The sequence below is a fragment of the Pedobacter sp. WC2501 genome (assembly GCF_052682415.1).
Genome location: NZ_JBQZFI010000001.1, coordinates 2,716,317 through 2,733,425, shown reverse-complemented (window position 1 = coordinate 2,733,425; position 17,109 = coordinate 2,716,317). Strand labels below are relative to the sequence as shown.

At 37.0% G+C, this 17,109-nt stretch carries 10 protein-coding genes; 9 read left to right on the top strand and 1 reads right to left on the bottom strand.

Annotation, left to right across the window (positions count from 1 at the left end):
• Positions 1-96 precede the first annotated feature (96 nt).
• On the top strand, positions 97-2,577 hold the full coding sequence (locus ACUN24_RS11700; RefSeq protein ID WP_445562638.1) for a TonB-dependent siderophore receptor: 2,481 nt from the start codon (positions 97-99) through the stop codon (positions 2,575-2,577).
• A 4-nt stretch (positions 2,578-2,581) separates the two neighbouring features.
• Positions 2,582-3,733, top strand: a complete 1,152-nt coding sequence (locus ACUN24_RS11695; RefSeq protein ID WP_445562637.1) for a PepSY-associated TM helix domain-containing protein — start codon at positions 2,582-2,584, stop codon at positions 3,731-3,733.
• 35 nt (positions 3,734-3,768) lie between these two features.
• Here ACUN24_RS11695 and ACUN24_RS11690 read toward each other — a convergent pair whose 3' ends face one another.
• Positions 3,769-6,504 (bottom strand): TonB-dependent receptor, encoded by a 2,736-nt coding sequence (locus tag ACUN24_RS11690; protein ID WP_445562636.1) that lies wholly within the window; start codon positions 6,502-6,504, stop codon positions 3,769-3,771.
• Positions 6,505-6,805: 301 nt separating this feature from the next.
• Between ACUN24_RS11690 and dnaK the strand changes: the two genes are divergently transcribed.
• The 7 genes from dnaK to ACUN24_RS11655 all read left to right on the top strand — a co-directional run bounded on the left by dnaK (position 6,806) and on the right by ACUN24_RS11655 (position 17,106).
• Positions 6,806-8,662, top strand: coding sequence for a molecular chaperone DnaK (dnaK, locus tag ACUN24_RS11685; protein WP_445562635.1), 1,857 nt, complete (start codon positions 6,806-6,808; stop codon positions 8,660-8,662).
• Positions 8,663-9,045: 383 nt separating this feature from the next.
• Positions 9,046-9,966 carry a M28 family peptidase gene (locus ACUN24_RS11680; protein WP_445562634.1) on the top strand — a complete coding sequence of 307 codons (921 nt, stop codon included), beginning with the start codon at positions 9,046-9,048 and terminating at the stop codon, positions 9,964-9,966.
• Between the two features lie 13 nt (positions 9,967-9,979).
• Entirely contained in the window at positions 9,980-10,414 is a 435-nt protein-coding gene (locus tag ACUN24_RS11675) for a hypothetical protein (RefSeq protein WP_445562633.1), read from the top strand.
• A gap of 68 nt (positions 10,415-10,482) precedes the next feature.
• The gene (locus tag ACUN24_RS11670) at positions 10,483-11,514 is read left to right on the top strand and encodes an Atu2307/SP_0267 family LLM class monooxygenase (RefSeq protein ID WP_445562632.1); all 1,032 of its coding nucleotides are present in this window, start codon (positions 10,483-10,485) and stop codon (positions 11,512-11,514) included.
• Positions 11,515-12,366: 852 nt separating this feature from the next.
• Positions 12,367-14,745, top strand: coding sequence for a DUF2339 domain-containing protein (locus tag ACUN24_RS11665; protein ID WP_445562631.1), 2,379 nt, complete (start codon positions 12,367-12,369; stop codon positions 14,743-14,745).
• Positions 14,723-15,955, top strand: a complete 1,233-nt coding sequence (locus ACUN24_RS11660) for a DUF3999 family protein (protein WP_445562630.1) — start codon at positions 14,723-14,725, stop codon at positions 15,953-15,955. The genes ACUN24_RS11665 and ACUN24_RS11660 overlap by 23 nt, the downstream gene beginning before the upstream one ends.
• A gap of 14 nt (positions 15,956-15,969) precedes the next feature.
• Positions 15,970-17,106, top strand: a complete 1,137-nt coding sequence (locus tag ACUN24_RS11655; RefSeq protein ID WP_445562629.1) for a suppressor of fused domain protein — start codon at positions 15,970-15,972, stop codon at positions 17,104-17,106.
• Positions 17,107-17,109 lie beyond the last annotated feature (3 nt).

Here is a 17,109-nt window from a genome sequence, read left to right as displayed (position 1 = left end):
ACTTCAATTATTTATTTTCCTTTTGTAACATTTCAGAAATATATTAGATTTGCGCATTATTTAAAATAAGTCTAAATAAAAACCAAACAAATTTCAATGTCTAATCTTTATAAGAAACTGTTATTTCTAATTGTTTTTACGGGTATTTATGCCCTTGCCTCAGCCCAGGAAGTGGTGACCATAAATGGTAAAGTAACCGATGAATCCGGTGAAGTAATCCCTGGAGTTAATGTATATGCTGATCATGGAAATGAAAAAACAATCACCGATCAAAAAGGAAATTTTAATTTATCTGTGAGCAAAACCACATCGACAATTAAATTCAGCTATGTTGGTTACATCACTACCAGCAGAAATATTAATCTGAATCGTGATAAAATCACTTTTAATGTGAGCTTATCTCCAACAAAATCAGATTTACAACAGGTTGAAATAACCGGCAGGAAAGAGAAAACCTATAAAAATACCGCCACATTTATTGGAAGTAAATCAGAAATTTTATTAAAAGATTTACCACAATCGGTTTCTTATGCAAGTAAAGAACTAATTGCAGATCAGGGTGCTGTACGGGTTGGTGAAGTGGTTAAAAACTTCAGCGGAGTAAATCAGTTCACATTTTACGACGACATCACTATCCGTGGTTTCAGAATTAATGGCGGTAGCAATACTCAGTTAATTAATGGCATGCGTACCAGCACTGGTTTCTGGAAACAGCCCCTGGCCAATTACCTGGAGCGTGTTGAAGTATTAAAAGGCCCCTCATCAGCACTTTATGGCAATGCGAGTCCGGGTGGTGTGATCAACCGCGTAACCAAAAAACCTTTGGCAGAAACCCGTAAATCATTGAGCCTTTCTATGGGAAGTTACAATACTTTCCGTGCGCTTGCCGATGTTACCGGACCTGCAAATAAAGATAGTACGTTACTATACCGCTTAAACTTTGGTTATGAGGATGCAAATTCATTCCGCGATTTACAATTTGATAAAAATGTGGTTATTGCACCATCACTCACGTTTTTACCTTCGAAAAATACCAGTTTAAACTTCGACCTGGTTTACAATGATTCAAAAAGCCGTTTAGATCGTGGACAATCCGTTTTTGGGAATGGAAACCTATATTCTACGCCACAATCAACTTCACTAAATACAGGGAACGATCGGCTGAATGAGAAAACTTATAATGTTGCACTTTCCTTAAATCACCGTTTCAGCGATAACTTCAATTTTACAGCTTCTTACATGAAGACAGGATACAGCGAAGATTTGTATGAGCACAGAAGTGCCAATGACTATGTTTACAATGCATCAGGAGTTACCAATACCAATTTAGTTGCCATGCAGATTTTTAACCGAATCCGTAAAAGATATATTGATAACTTCTCTGGATTTATTAACTACAAGCTTAAAACTGGTAAAATAGAACAAACTATTGTTGCCGGATATGATTTCGCCAGCGAGAAACTACCTGTTGGCGCCTCACAATTAACCGCATTATCTTATAGAAATGCGGCTAATACGGGTTCTTTAAATTTCGTGAAAGCTGATTATGATAAGGATCCTACCAATTATATCAAGCGCTTCCTTGTGGTAAATAATTTGCTGGTACCGAATGTACCATCTTTCAACCTGAATGATGTAATGGGATCACAACGCATGCAGGACGATAGCAAAAACTTTTTTACCCAGGCGGCTTATGATCCAACCTACTTTTTTCTGCACGCCGGTTACGTACAGGACAATATCAAATTTGGTAAATTACAGGCCTTGATTGGATTACGCTACGAGTATTATACCGATTTCGCCAATTACCTTAAACCAACAGAAGCAAAAGCGCACTCTAAAGCACTATTGCCCAGATTCGGTTTGGTTTACTCAGCCACACAAAACATTAACCTTTACGGAACTTATGTAATGGGTTACACGCCACAAACTGCTTCGGCCATTTCCAACCCAAATGCCGGCGGACCATTTGATCCTTTAAAAAGCAATATGATTGAATTTGGTGCTAAAACCAGCTGGCTGGATGATCACTTAACAGCCTCTGCAGCCATTTACCAGATTAAACAAACCAATGTGCTTTATCCTGCAAATATTGAAGGCCAACCAGATCGTTTGCGTCCTGTAGGCGAAGAACGTTCAAGAGGCATTGAATTCGACATTATTGGCCGCATTATTCCACAACTCAGCATATTGGCATCTTATTCTTATAATCAGGCTATGATTACAGATAGTCCTGTTGCATCAGAAGTTGGTATACAGAAACCAAATGCACCTCATCATACCGCAAACATCTGGGCAAAATATAACTTCAATGATGGTATTTTGAAAGGACTAGGCATTGGCGCTGGTTCAAATTATGTAGATTCCAGAATTTTATCTTTGAATTTTAATCAAACGATTCCAAGCTATACTTTATTCAATGCTGCACTTTATTATAATGTTGGTAAGGTACAAGTACAGTTTAACATGAATAATATTACGAATAAAGTGCACTGGGTTGGCGGGTACGATTACTTAAGACTTTTCCCGGGTACACCTTCAAATTATTTATTTACGCTGGGTTATACTTTCAATTAAAATTTTGAAAAAATTTAAAAAAATAGCTGCTTTAATACACCTGTGGCTTGGCCTGATCAGTGGTGTTATCATTACTATTGTAGCCTTTACGGGCTGTATATACGTTTTCGAAGAGGAGTTGTTTAATTTTTTCCATCAGGATATTGTTTATACAAAGGCAGCGGGTAAACCATTGCCTTTGTATATTTTAGAAGAAAAGGCACAGAAGGCACTTCCAGTTGACGAAAAATTTAATCGTGTAGAAGTAAAATCAGATCAATACGCCTACGTATTTTCAGCTTCTAAAGCCAATAAAAAGGCTAAATCATTTTTTTATCTTGGTCAGGTAGCATATAATAAAGATGTGTATATCGATCAGTTTAGCGGAAAGGTTCTCGGGGTTATTGATCTTAAACATGAATTTTTCAGTATAGTCAGACTGATTCATCAATATTTGCTATTTAAGAAGCCTATTGGAAGTTTTATCGTAGGCTCTTCTGTCCTCATGTTCTTAATGATTATTATTACAGGCTTTATCATCTGGCTTCCTAAAAAGCTAAAAAACATCAGACAACGCTTAACAGTAAAGTGGAATGCAAGGTTTAAACGACTTAACTGGGATTTGCACAGTACGTTTGGTTTTTATGTGATTCCATTTGCCCTGGTAATCGCTATCACCGGCCTGGTATGGTCATTTAAATGGTGGGAACTGGGCATTTATAAGTCATTGGGCACAGCTAAAAAGCCGGTTCTGTTAAGAGAATATGTACAATCTCCGGCTGAACATAAAAATAGCTTAGCCAGTAACCTGGCCTTAAATACACTAATCAGATTAAATAAAGGGAATTACACAGCGATCCTGGTAAATTATCCAGAAGACGAAAAAGCAAGTATGATGGCTACCGTTCAGATCATTCATTCAGGAGATGCCTGGCGGGGATTAAGTTATTTCTACTTCAATCCAAATACGGGTTTGCTTACGGATCAAATGTTACATCAGAATAAGCCATTGGGTTTAAAATGGCGCAATTCAAACCTTGATATGCATGATGGAGGCTTATTTGGCTGGCCTACTAAGATACTGGCATTTATGGCTGCGTTAATTATTGCAACCTTGCCCACTACCGGATTTTTGATCTGGTGGGGAAAAAAGAAAAAAAAGAGGCTTTTGAACTGATCAAAAGCCTCTTTAGCATTTATATTCAGTTCCTTTTAAAAGTTAAAAGCCAATTTGGTAAAGAGTTTCCGACCATTAAAGCCCATTTGAACGGCATCCCATGCACCGCCTGTTTCGCCATCGTAGGCAGAAAGCTTTGCGCCTTGTACGTAACCATAATCAGGGTGAATATTAAAAACGTTATCTGCACCAAAAAACACCGTCACTTTTTTCGAGATTTTGTAAGAAGCATAAACATCAGTAACCATTTTGCCTGAATAATTAAACTGTTCTAAAACCGTTTTGCTTGGATCATTATCCAGTTCAACCAATGGTGGATAAGTGTTTGCATAACCATAGCCTAAAATCGAAATTTTGCCATAGTACAGAAAATGCGTTCCAACCATCCAATTACCAAACCCATAATCTAAGTTTAAGCCTAGTTTTACAGGAGGAGCAGATGCTTTAATATACGCTTGTTCTCTGTCACTAAAAAATGCCTGCTGATTTTCATAAGAACCATTTAAAGCATTCGGAATGTTAATCTTATCAATATTTAAATGATTTAAGTTTCCGGTAAACAAAACCTTAATACTTTTATTGTCAAAGCGTTTAGTATAATCTACAACTAAATCCAAACCATAATTTGTAGTGTTAACCGCATTTGCAAAGAACTGTGCCTGTGATACATTCAATTGATTTAATATCGGCTTCAACGCTGGAATACTTTCATCAAACTGACCTGACAAAACCACTCTGTCTTTAATATTAATGCGATAACCATCGAGGGTTACCGTAATTTCAGAAACTGGTTTCCACGAAAAGCCTAAACTTGCATTAACAGATTTTTCTTGTTTAAGATCAGGAATTCCAGCTGCTTTTGTAATTGGACTGTAGTTCGGTGCGATTTTAACTTCGAAAACCTTGCCTCCCTGCACGTTTGTAAACGTATTGCTGAAATTAATTTGTTGTAGTGATGGTGCACGAAAACCTGTACTTATCGATCCGCGAACATTAAAATTGTTTGTTAATTTATAACGGGTCGCAAATTTGTAATTACTGGTGAAGCCAAAATCATTGTAATTTTCTGCCCTAACAGCAACACCTATAAGCCACTTATCGGTAGCATCCAATTCTGCATCAACATAAGCAGCAACATTAGATCGACCCGCGTTAACTTCATCGCCTGGCTGATAACCCGGAAAACCTTGAGAACCTGTAGCTTTATCTGGGTTATAGTTAGAATATGAATCTTTTTCTCCTGCGTAAATTTTATAGTTTTCATATCTATGCTCTAAGCCAAAAGCCAAATTCAAACCCGATGCAACAGTTGGAATTGCCTTACTCAAATTAAAGTTGACTGTATTTTGCAAAAATGAAAAACCCCCATCATCAAAATGAGTTTTACCAGCACCAAGAGAAGCATTAAATGTTTGATCGCCATAAAAATGAAAATTGTTACGTCCCAGCGTATTGCTTAAATCCCAGTTCCAGTCCTTACCCCAGATCCCTTTTACACCTGCTGCAAAGGATAAATCCTGGATTTTAGTCTGGATGATCGGATCAAAATAAGTTTCTCCGTCTATTGTGGTTTGTAAAATAGGATTTCCGGCAACCCCGTCAGGAAAACGTTCAGGCCGCTCTGATAAATTTCTGGTATACGCATAAGCATCAGAGGCTTTTATATTACCACCTCCAAAAGAGTAAATGACTGTTTTTGTATTTGCAATTGGCAGTTCCATATTATACATTAAACCGCCAGAGGTTACTGATCCATCACCAGTAGATCTCCTCACCGTATTAATAGGCAAACCATCTTTGGTACTTAAATCTGTATTCAGGTTTTGTCTGAATGTTTTTCCATTGGCAAAAAAGTTTCCAGAGAAATTAATAAAACCATCATGTTTACCCAGTGCAACACCATAATTGGCACCTAAAGAAAATGCATTCCCATCAATTGCACCACCCTGGCGATACTGCCCTAGCTCTTTAGCATAATGCGTATTGTTTCTTGGATCATAATAACCTGAATATCCGGTATTAACACTTAAAACACCAACATCTTTTTTCAATATTAAGTTAATTACCCCTGCAATTGCGTCCGATCCATATTGTGCCGATGCACCATCGCGTAAAATCTCAACACGGTCTATCGAAGATTCCGGAATAGCATTTAAATCTGTTCCTGAATTCCCTCTTCCCCTGGTTCCGAATACTGCAACAAAGGCCGTTTGGTGACGGCGTTTGCCATTTACCAAAACCAATGTCTGGTCTGGCCCCAAACCTCTGAGCGTAGCCAGATCTATTTGATCTGCACCATCAGATCCGCTTTGTTTGTTAAAATTAAAAGACGGTGAAGCAGCATTTAAAATTGAAGTTAAATCCATTTTTGCAGTAGGCATGTTCACCTGATTAATCTTGATCACATCAACAGGAACAGGTGTAAGAATAGAAGAGCGGCCTTTACCACGGGTTCCAACCACCACAAAATCGCCAAGATTTTGTGAACTTTCCGATAAAATAATTGTTAAAGGTCCGGCTGTTGTTACTACTTCTCTGGTTTCATATCCAATAGCACTGACAATTAAGGTTCCTTTATCAGAAACTGAAATCTGAAAATCTCCATTCTGATCGGTCACAGTACCCTTTCCTGTACCTTTCTCCTTAACAGAAGCGGCTATAATTCCTTCTCCTTTCAATGTTGTAACCTTACCTTTTATTATATTTTGCGCAAAAGAGGTTATAGGGAACAAATAAAGCCCAAACAAGACATAAAATAGCTGTTTTTTCATATTAATTTAGATAAATGTACAGGCAATATAAATATTGTAGCGATAATTTTCATATAAAAACACCTTAAAACACAAAATACATATTAAAATTTAGAGAAAAACAGCACAAAACAAGCAAACAAACAAATCTGAGAGAAAAAAATTAAATATTTTATTACAAATTTCAAAAATATCACATCGCTATTATTTTGTTTTTAGAAATAAACTATACGCTATTTTCAGTCATAATTTCTTTAGGTTTATATTTGTTGCTAACAAATGAATGACATAACCTTTATTTAAAAAGCATATTTTTGCTCCTATGGCAAAAATATCAATTAACCTTGCTACAGGTTCGTTTCAGAAGGAAGAAATTATAGTTGGAATAGATTTAGGCACAACCAATAGTTTGGTGGCGTTTATTAATCCAGATAAAAATCCGCAGGTAATTAACGATGCTGGCAAAGGGATATTGGTACCATCAGTGGTCTATTTTAATGGCCAAAATGAAGCGATTGTAGGTAACGAGGCGAAAGAATACTTAACTACTGATCCTTCTAACACGATTTTTTCGGTTAAAAGACTTCTTGGCCGATCTTATAAAGATGTAGCCGAACACGCCGCTATTTTTTCTTACAAAATTATCGACGACGATACCGATGCTTTGGTGAAAATCCAGGCTGGTAACCGTTTTTATACTCCTATAGAATTATCTGCAGAAATTTTAAAAGAACTTAAGGCAAGAGCAGAACATGCCTTAAAAACACCAGTTAACAGGGCTGTAATCACTGTTCCGGCTTACTTTAACGATAGTCAACGCCAGGCCACCCGTGATGCAGGAAAATTAGCAGGCTTGGATGTGATGCGCATTGTGAACGAACCTACCGCAGCAAGTTTAGCTTATGGCATTGGTTTAGATCCTTCGCAACAAAAAACGATTGCCGTTTACGACTTAGGAGGAGGAACATTCGATGTTTCTATTCTACAGATCCAAAATGGAATTTTTGAGGTTTTGGCGACAAATGGAAATACGTATTTAGGTGGTGATGATTTCGATAGGGCCATTTTAAACTATTGGCTGGAGAAAAATAATCTTGATGTAACGGTAGTTGCTCAGGATAACATTTTAATGCAAACCTTACGTTTACAGGCTGAAGCTGCTAAAAAAGCTTTATCGACCCAAAATTTATATAATGAACAGGTTGGCGAAATCTGGTGCACTCTGGATAAACAAACTTTTGAGCAATTGATTGCCGCAAAGGTGGAAGAAACCATCACAGCCTGTAAAAATGCATTGAAAGATGCAGATTTAACCGCTGCCGATATCGACGAAGTAATTTTGGTAGGAGGTTCTACCCGTACGCCATATGTAAAGCAGGCTGTAGAGAATTTCTTCGGTAAAAAACCACAGGATAATATCAACCCTGATGAAGTTGTAGCACTTGGTGCAGCCATCCAGGCTGATGTTTTGGCCGGAAACCGTTCTGATATCTTATTGTTGGATGTAACCCCACTTTCTTTGGGTATCGAAACCATGGGTGGTCTAATGGATGTTATTATTTCCCGTAACAGCAAAGTGCCTACTAAAGCCGGTCGCCAATACACTACTTCTATAGATGGACAGGTGAATATGAAGATTTCTGTTTACCAGGGTGAGCGCGATTTAGTTAAGGAAAACAGAAAACTTGCCGAATTCGATTTAAAAGGAATCCCTGCAATGCCTGCTGGTTTGCCAAAGGTTGATATCAACTTTTTATTGAATGCCGATGGCATTTTAACTGTGCAGGCAATTGAGTTACGTTCTGGAGTTAAACAAGAGATCGAAATCACGCCAAGTTACGGCTTGAGTGATGATACGGTAGAAAAAATGTTGATCGACAGCATTACCCACGCCAAAAGTGACGTAGAGCAACGGATGCTGATTGAAGCAAGAAGCGAAGGAGAACAATTGGTTTACACAGCCGAAGGTTTTATCAAAAAACATGCAGAACATTTAAGCGAGACTGAAATTGCAGAAACCGTGGCACATATAGAAGCGTTAAAAACAGCTTTAGCCTCACAGGAAAAAGATACCATTTTAAAGAAAGCAGATGAATTGAATGAATTTACCCGCCCCTTTGCTGAGCGTGTAATGGATGCTGCGATTTCTACTGCAATGAAAGGTAAGAAAATAGAGTAGTTTGTAGTTCGCAATTAACAGTTGTTAGTTTTCAGTTGCCGATTTTAACCTAGCTGATTCATCCTGAACTTGCTTCTGTAGATACGTCATTCTGAACTCGTTTCAGAATCTTTCCAGGCATAAGCTGATATGATCTTATGTTCCTTATATGGTTCAAATCTGCTTAAGATCTTCATCCCAACTTTTATTTGGAAAGCAAAGCCAATGCTAATCTGCTCCGAAAGCCCCGCTTACCGCTTTACTTCGTTGCACTTCGTGCTCGCTATAATCGGGTTTAATAGCGAGGGCTAACCGAAAAAACACTGGCTGATCTGCCCATAAAATAAACCCAAATCATTATCTTCGGTTAAGGATCACAACCAAACATCCTGATACTTTAACCCATGCTTAAAATCTTAATTCGCTTTCTCTTCATTTTCATTGTATATCAAGGTTGTGCCTCTGCGCAATCAGATACAAGCGTAATCAAAACTTATTTAAAAACCTTAACCAAAACACCTCAATTCCGTAACCATACCAATATCGATCAACTCAATTTAACGGCTGATTATATCAAAACAATTTTTGAAAAATCATCAGATAGTGTTTCCGCACAGAAATATGATGTTGATCAAAAAATCTATAAAAATATCATCTGCTCTTTTGGTACAGAAAATAAAAAACGGATTATCGTTGGCGCACACTACGATGTTTGCGGAGATCAGGAAGGTGCGGATGATAATGCCAGCGGTATAGTTGGTTTAATAGAACTTTCCAGGTTGCTTAAAGGTAAAAAACTCAATTACCGTATTGATCTTGTAGCTTATACTTTAGAAGAACCACCCTATTTCAGAACCGAATTTATGGGCAGTTACATTCATGCTAAATCATTAAAAGAATCAAAAGCTGAAGTATTTGGTATGATTTCACTCGAAATGATTGCTTATTTTAAGGACGAAGCCAAATCGCAATCCTACCCTCTAGGTATTTTATCAGTAAAGTATGGAAACAAGGGGAATTACATTACACTGGTTAAAAAATTCGGTTCTGGTGAATTTGTAAATCAGTTTTCTAAAAACTTTAAAGCAAGCAAAAGTATCTTAACTAAAACATTTGCCAGCCCACCTTCACTCCCAGGTATCGATTTTTCTGATCATTTAAATTACTGGAAATTTGACTACGATGCCATGATGATTACCGATACCTCCTTTTACAGGAATAAAAATTACCACCAAAAAACCGATACCATGGAAACCCTCGATATATCAAGAATGAGCAAAGTAATTGATGGGGTTTATAATGGACTCATTTCTTTTAACCCATAATAAATTCCAGAATATGGTTAAATCGATCAAAGTTAAAGACAATGGCAACATATTCATTATGATTTATATCTTCTCAATGTTCCCATTATTCTTTGTCGCACCAATATTTATGTTTGATCTAAGCTATGTGCAATCGGCTATAATCTCGATGTCTATATTAACTGTGTTCTTTATTTTCTACTTTAAAAACCTAATCGCGAAGCAGGATGAATACGCAATTATTGCCGATGAAAATGAAATCACATTGTTAAAACTGGGGAATTTTAAGTGGAATGAAATTAAAACAATAAAAGCTATTGATGAGCCATTTGGACGTAGAAGATATTCTTTCATTAGCATTATCTTACAAAATGGCAGAAAATTTAAAATCGAATCCACAAATTTTGATTACCCCAACCGCGAATTGGAAACAATTCTAAAAACGCTGGGTAAACTCACCGATTCATAAATTTCTTACCATACATCAAAAACTGATAAACCCTTATCTATTAACTTTGTTAAAATTATTTTAACACTATGGAATTAGGTATCGGAATGTTTGGCGATCTCCAGATCAATGCAAAGGGAGAAATTCAACCCGCCCAGCAAAGACTTCAGGAAATTATAGCAGAAATAAAACTAATGGACGAAGTTGGTTTAGATTTCTATGGCATTGGCGAACACCATCGCCCTGATTACGCCGTATCCAGTCCTGAAATTATACTGGCTGCTGCAGCCACAGTAACTAAAAACATTAAATTAAGCAGTGCAGTTTCGGTTTTAAGTTCATCTGATCCCGTTAAACTGTATCAAAACTTTGCAACGATAGATTTAATTTCGAACGGAAGAGCAGAATTAATGGCTGGTCGTGGCAGCTTTATTGAATCGTTTCCCCTGTTCGGATATAACTTACAAGATTACGACGAACTTTATGAAGAAAAGCTTGAATTACTCCTTAAAATAAATAAGGAAACCAAAATTAGTTGGAAAGGTAAATTCAGAGCAGAACTGAATAATCAGGAAGTGTTGCCAAGAGCCGTAAATAATAACTTAAAAATTTGGGTAGCCGTTGGAGGAACACCAGAATCGGTAGAACGCGCTGGTAGATTAGGCTTACCTGTAATGTTTGCCATTATCGGAGGTCAGCCTATACAATTTAAACCACTTTTTGATTATTACAAAAAAGTGTACCAGGCCTATGGCCATGATATGAACAAGTTCGAAGTAGGCGTTCATATGCATTCCTTATTTGGCGAAAACAGTAATGAAGTTGCAGATTACTATTATCCGCTTTATTCTGCCCAGATGAACAGGATTGGTAAATCACGCGGTTGGGCACCTTATCAACGTAACCAGTTCGACGCTGGCCGAAGCAATAGCGGAGCCTTAATTATTGGCGATGTAAACGAATCGGTAGATAAAATTTTGGCAATGGAAGAAACTTTTGGTTTAACCCGTTTCTCTGCCCATATGGATGTTGGCGGACCATCTCACGCCGCAATGATGAAATCGATAGAGTTATTCGGAAGCAAAATTGCTCCAAAAGTACGCGAAGCTTTAAAGAAATAAGTAGCGTTTTTGTTTTACAAAAAAATCATTAAAAAGAATTTTTGCTGTAAAATCAGTGAATTAATTTAATGTGCATAAAATCCAACAAAAAGCCACCCCAATATCATCACGTTAATGATATAAATCTCAAAAAGATGTCACACTGAGGGTTAATTAATTGTTTAAAATCAATATGAGTGACGTATAATTGTCTTCTCTTGTCCCAAGGCGCGGTCTTGCCTCGGCTCGCCGCCGCCGAAGGGCTCTTTCTTTTTGGCATCAAAAAGACCAGCGAAGCTAGCTTGAATGCCATTAAAAATATAAACACATATGAAAAAACAAAAACTGCCGGCTGAAAATTTTTCTTTCGAAGCTAGTAGGTTGGCTTGGACAGTACAGCCCGAAAAATTTGTTAGGCCGGATTTAAGTAGAACGGGGATATCGTGCTATGGCCTAGCTGGGCGGAAATACTAAAGTAATTAAAACACTGATTAATAATGATTTACAAAATAACGTCAATGGTAGCGTAGTCGAAGGGCATTTATTTGCATTTTATCAATCTCAAAAAGTCTTCGACTACGCTCAGACTGACGACCGCGGTACCTAACTTAATGACATTGCCCCAACCCCTCCTTGAAGATAAGGAGGGGAGCTGATTTATCTTGTAAAACATAGCAAAAGGGTTAAACTATAAACCTCAATAATACAAGCTGATTTTGCCTCAGCATTTCGTACTCCTCTCCTATTTTAGGGAAGTTTATACCGACCTATTGCCAGGCAAAGGCGGTAAAATACCTCATTTATTATATTCCTCCCCTTATAAAATAACATTCCTATATTAGTAAAGTAAAAATACGTAGTACAAAATATAGAATGGATAATTCCGAAAAATTAAATCTGCTATTAATTAAGCTGGAAAACTTATTGCTCAGGCAACAAAGCTTTGAAGCCGAAATTCAGGCTTTAAAAAACGAGGTTAGGGCGCTGCAATCGCCAGGTTCAGTGCCTATACCTCCAGCAATAAATCCTGAGCCAATAATTACACCACCAGCAAGAAATACACCTCCTAACTTTGCCATGCAACGTTCGGCTGCACCGCAACCTACCCCTGCGCCTATCTCTCCTGCGGCAAACCAAAAGCAACCTAATTTCGCTGATAGATTTAAGCGCGAAAACATGGTTAAATCTGATTTCGAGAAGTTTATAGGAGAAAACCTGATCAGCAAAATTGGTATCCTGATTTTAATTATCGGTGTAGCAATCGGTGCCAAATATGCCATTGATCACGATATGATTAGTCCACTTACAAGAATTGTTTTGGGTTACGCTGTCAGTGTAGGTTTAATGGCTTTTGCCATTAAGCTTAAAGCTAAATATGAAAATTTTTCAGCTGTATTGGTTAGCGGTGCGATTGCGATTATGTATTTTATTACCTATGCAGCTTACGATTTCTATGCCTTAATTCCGCAGGCACTGGCCTTTGCTTTAATGGTTGTATTTACCTCATTTACCGTTGTTGCAGCAATTAAATATAACAAACAGGTTATCGCCCATATTGGTTTAGTTGGCGCTTATGCTGTCCCATTTTTATTGAGCGATGGCTCTGGCAAGGTTGGTGTTTTGTTTACTTATATGGCGATTATCAATATCGGGATCCTGGTACTCAGTTTCAAAAAATACTGGAAACCCCTGTTCTATGCTTCTTTCGGTTTAACATGGATCATCTTTTCTGCCTGGCGCCTAGATTTAAGCAGTAAAAACGATTATTTTAGCATCTCATTATTATTTTCTAGTCTATTTTTCCTCATTTTTTACATTACCAACCTGGCCTATAAAGTAAGCAAAAAAGAGGTTTTTGGCTTTAGCGATGTGGTCATCTTACTTTTAAATTCATTTGTATACTACGGGATAGGTTATCTAATATTATCAGACAATAGGAACAGTATTGAATTATTAGGTTTGTTTACATTGGCAAACGCCGTGATCCACTTTGTGGTGAGCTTAATTATTTACAAGAAAAATCTTGCAGATAAAAACCTCTTTTATCTCATTCTGGCAATGGTGATCACCTTTATTACCATGGCTGTTCCTGTTCAGTTAGATGGCGGTTGGGTAACCATTTTCTGGGTGGTAGAGGCCGCAGTGCTGTTCTACTTAGCTCGGGTAAAAAAGATTGTTATTTACGAAAAATTATCTTTCCCATTAATATTCCTTGCCTTTTTTAGTCTGCTGGAAGATTGGATAACTTATTATGACATCTACAATGGAAATGCAACTGTAATTACACCAATCCTTAATGTAGGTTTTTTAACCGCATGCATATTTATTGCCTGCTTCTTCTGGATGTTCAGTATCAGCAAAAAAGAAAGTGACGAGCCTGTACAATGGATCTGGATGAGAAGGATACTTAGTTATTCCATTCCCGCTATTCTGGTTTTTGTAATCTACATTACTTTTAGGATCGAGATCTCTAAATACTTTAACAACCTATTCGAATTGAGCAAGATTAACCTTAATCCAAAATCAAAGTTTTATGACTCAAGCAGTGAATACAACTATAATTACCTGACTTTAAAAACAGCATGGATTTATATTTACACCCTGTTTTTTGCCTCAGCATTAAGTTATCTGAACATTAAAAAACTAAAAAACAGCGAACTTGCTGTTGCTAACCTTCTGATTAATCTTCTGGTTATCATAGCGTTTCTAACATTCGGACTTTATAACTTAAGCGAGCTTAGAGATGCCTATTTACTTCCTGAAAGTAAATATTTTAGTATTGGCTCACTTAATACCTGTACCAGGTATATGGCAATTGCTTTTTTTGCTTTACTGATTATACAGTGCAACCAACTGCAACGTTCAGGGCTGTTGAAAAGGGATTTGAAAATGATGTTCGATTTTTTACTTTATGTTTCCCTTTTATGGATCGTCAGCAGCGAATTGATCAACATTTTAGAATTATCACATTCAGAAGGAAGTTATAAACTCGGATTGAGCATCCTTTGGGGTATCTTTTCATTATTCTTAATTAGCATGGGCTTGGCCAAAAACAAAAAATACTTACGCATTGGGGCTATGGTTTTATTTGGAATAACATTGATAAAGCTTTTCTTGTACGATATTTATTCTTTAAGCACAATTTCTAAAACCATAGTTTTTGTGTCGTTAGGGGTATTATTGCTCATCATTTCTTTCCTTTACAATAAATACAAACATTTAATTATAGATGATGCTCAAATTGAAAATTAAACTATTTAGCTTGCTTTTGCTTTGTACCAGTATCGCAAATGCACAAACCAATACATATAAATTTAAACGGAGTATAACCGGCGTTAATACGGTCTGGCATAAAATGACGCTACCAGATGATTTATATAAAAAAGCAAATGCAGGTTTCGAAGATTTAAGGATTTTTGGCATTAATGGAAAAGATACCATAGAAGTGCCTTACCTGTTAAAACAGCGTGCAGATAAGGTAACTACAAATGATATTACATTTAAACAGATTAACCAAAGCACGAATCCAAATGGTTATTATTATACTTTTCAATCGCCAGGAATAAACTTAATTAACCAGATTAAACTAGCTTTCAAACAAGACAACTTCGATTGGAAAGTGACCCTTGAAGGGAGTAATGATAACAAACAATGGTTTGCCATCTTATCAGACTACCGAATTTTATCAATCAAAAATAACGATACAGATTACCAGTTTACCAAATTGAATTTTCCTGATTCGAAATATAAATATTTTAGGGTTGCGGTAAAAAGTCCCATACAGCCTGAATTATTGGAGGCAAAAATCTCAAAAACAGATACCATAAAAGGAACCTATAAAGAGGTTCGATACAAATCTTTCGATGTTAAAAACGATCTATCCAAAAAGGAAACCGTTGTTGATGTAACCCTAAACACTCCGGTTCCCTTATCCTATCTAAAGTTGAATGCACAAAGCGATTTCGATTTTTACCGTCCGATCAAAATTGAATATGCAACAGATAGTTTTAAAACCGACAAAGGCATTCAGTACAATTATGCGAATCTTTATGAAGGCACAATAAGTTCTTTGGAAGAAACGGCATTCAATTTTGAGAATACCGTTACATCCAGGTTAAAAATTACTATCCAAAACAACGACAATAAACCATTACGGTTAAGTAGTTTACAGTTAAAAGGAAACATTTCCGAAATTATTGCCCGCTTTGATGAGCCAAAAAGTGAATATGCCCTATACTATGGTAATGAAAAGGCAACTAATCCTGTTTATGAAATTGAAAAATTCGAAAATAAAATCCCAGTTGATTTAACCAGCGTAAACATTGGAGCGGAACAGCAAAACCCGGCTTACTCCATAAAAACAGAAAAACCATTATTCGAAAATAAAGCCTGGCTTTGGGTACTAATGGTAGTGATTATTGGGCTATTGGGCTGGTTTTCATTTAAAATGTTGAAGAATTAAGATTTAGATTAAAGATGAGTTTATTAAAAAAGTTATTTGGTTCAGACGCTCCTAAAAGGGAAAAACCAGAAGTACTCATGGAATTGAGAAGTCCAGCTTGTCCGATTACCGCTATTGTGGAGCAGGATAATCAAGTTGCTTATTTTTATTTGTGGGGTGATGAAGATTCCGATTTCGGAGTTAAAGCCTGTTGGATCAGAAATCTGGATGAAGCCCCGATAAATGCAGATTTAAAACAAATGGAAGAAGGGATTCCGCCAATGTTAATCAAAGCGTACTGCAGGTTCCCCCAAGGACAAATACCTCTGCAAGCAGATGATTTGGAAATTGTCTGGTTTGAGGAAGGTGATGGTGCTGCTTTAATGGAAAAGGGAGAAGTTATTGCCATCATCCCATCCTGGGCAGGCATGAATGGTTTCTCAGGTTATGCCAGAGACTGCGTTGGCGAAGGAGATTATTGCTGGGAACTTAAATCTTCTAATATCTTGTTAGAAAGGGTTAGAAAATCGAAAGAATACTGGCAATTGTGGGATCAGGAAATTAATCCATTTCAAATGATTCAACCTCAGTTGCTCCAGCAATATGAAGATAATTTAGGTAAAAGTGATCAATATTTTACAATAGATGGAAACGAATGGCCGCCCAGAGGCTTATTTTTGAAGAAAGGAGAGATTAAGGATGTATTTGTAACTGTCGGACTATCGTTACTACCCATGCCTGTGGCTGAAATGTATAGCGAAGACCCTAATGAGATAAACAGGATAGAATTGGGCTTGCTCTTAAATGCAGGTTTGTCTCAGGCAGAACTTAACCTTATTGGCAGTTGGATCAGTGGACAGGCAAGCATTCCATGGAAGAGAATTTCCTGGCTTGGGAACGGCCACACCGTCACTTTTAATATTCTTAAACGTACAAAAATGACATCGGTAGTACTGGTGAAACATCTGAATCACTTACCCGATATACAGCTTGAAAATTACCGTGATAGTCAGGTGAATATATTATGGATGGTGCCCATTACTGAAAAGGAAAGAAATTATATTATAGATCATGGATTTGAGCCCTTCAGTGAAAAGTTAAATAACATCGGATCAGAAATTTTCAATATCGACCGGAATGAAATTAACTTAAGTTTAAATCAGGACAAATAATAA

Bases quoted from the DNA above. Each gene is read 5' to 3' on its own strand.
- ACUN24_RS11700 (WP_445562638.1), top strand. From the start codon at position 97: ATGTCTAATCTTTATAAGAAACTGTTATTTCTAATTGTTTTTACGGGT.
- ACUN24_RS11690 (WP_445562636.1), bottom strand. From the start codon at position 6,504: ATGAAAAAACAGCTATTTTATGTCTTGTTTGGGCTTTATTTGTTCCCT.
- dnaK (WP_445562635.1), top strand. From the start codon at position 6,806: ATGGCAAAAATATCAATTAACCTTGCTACAGGTTCGTTTCAGAAGGAA.
- ACUN24_RS11680 (WP_445562634.1), top strand. From the start codon at position 9,046: ATGCTTAAAATCTTAATTCGCTTTCTCTTCATTTTCATTGTATATCAA.
- ACUN24_RS11675 (WP_445562633.1), top strand. From the start codon at position 9,980: ATGGTTAAATCGATCAAAGTTAAAGACAATGGCAACATATTCATTATG.
- ACUN24_RS11670 (WP_445562632.1), top strand. From the start codon at position 10,483: ATGGAATTAGGTATCGGAATGTTTGGCGATCTCCAGATCAATGCAAAG.
- ACUN24_RS11665 (WP_445562631.1), top strand. From the start codon at position 12,367: ATGGATAATTCCGAAAAATTAAATCTGCTATTAATTAAGCTGGAAAAC.
- ACUN24_RS11660 (WP_445562630.1), top strand. From the start codon at position 14,723: ATGATGCTCAAATTGAAAATTAAACTATTTAGCTTGCTTTTGCTTTGT.
- ACUN24_RS11655 (WP_445562629.1), top strand. From the start codon at position 15,970: ATGAGTTTATTAAAAAAGTTATTTGGTTCAGACGCTCCTAAAAGGGAA.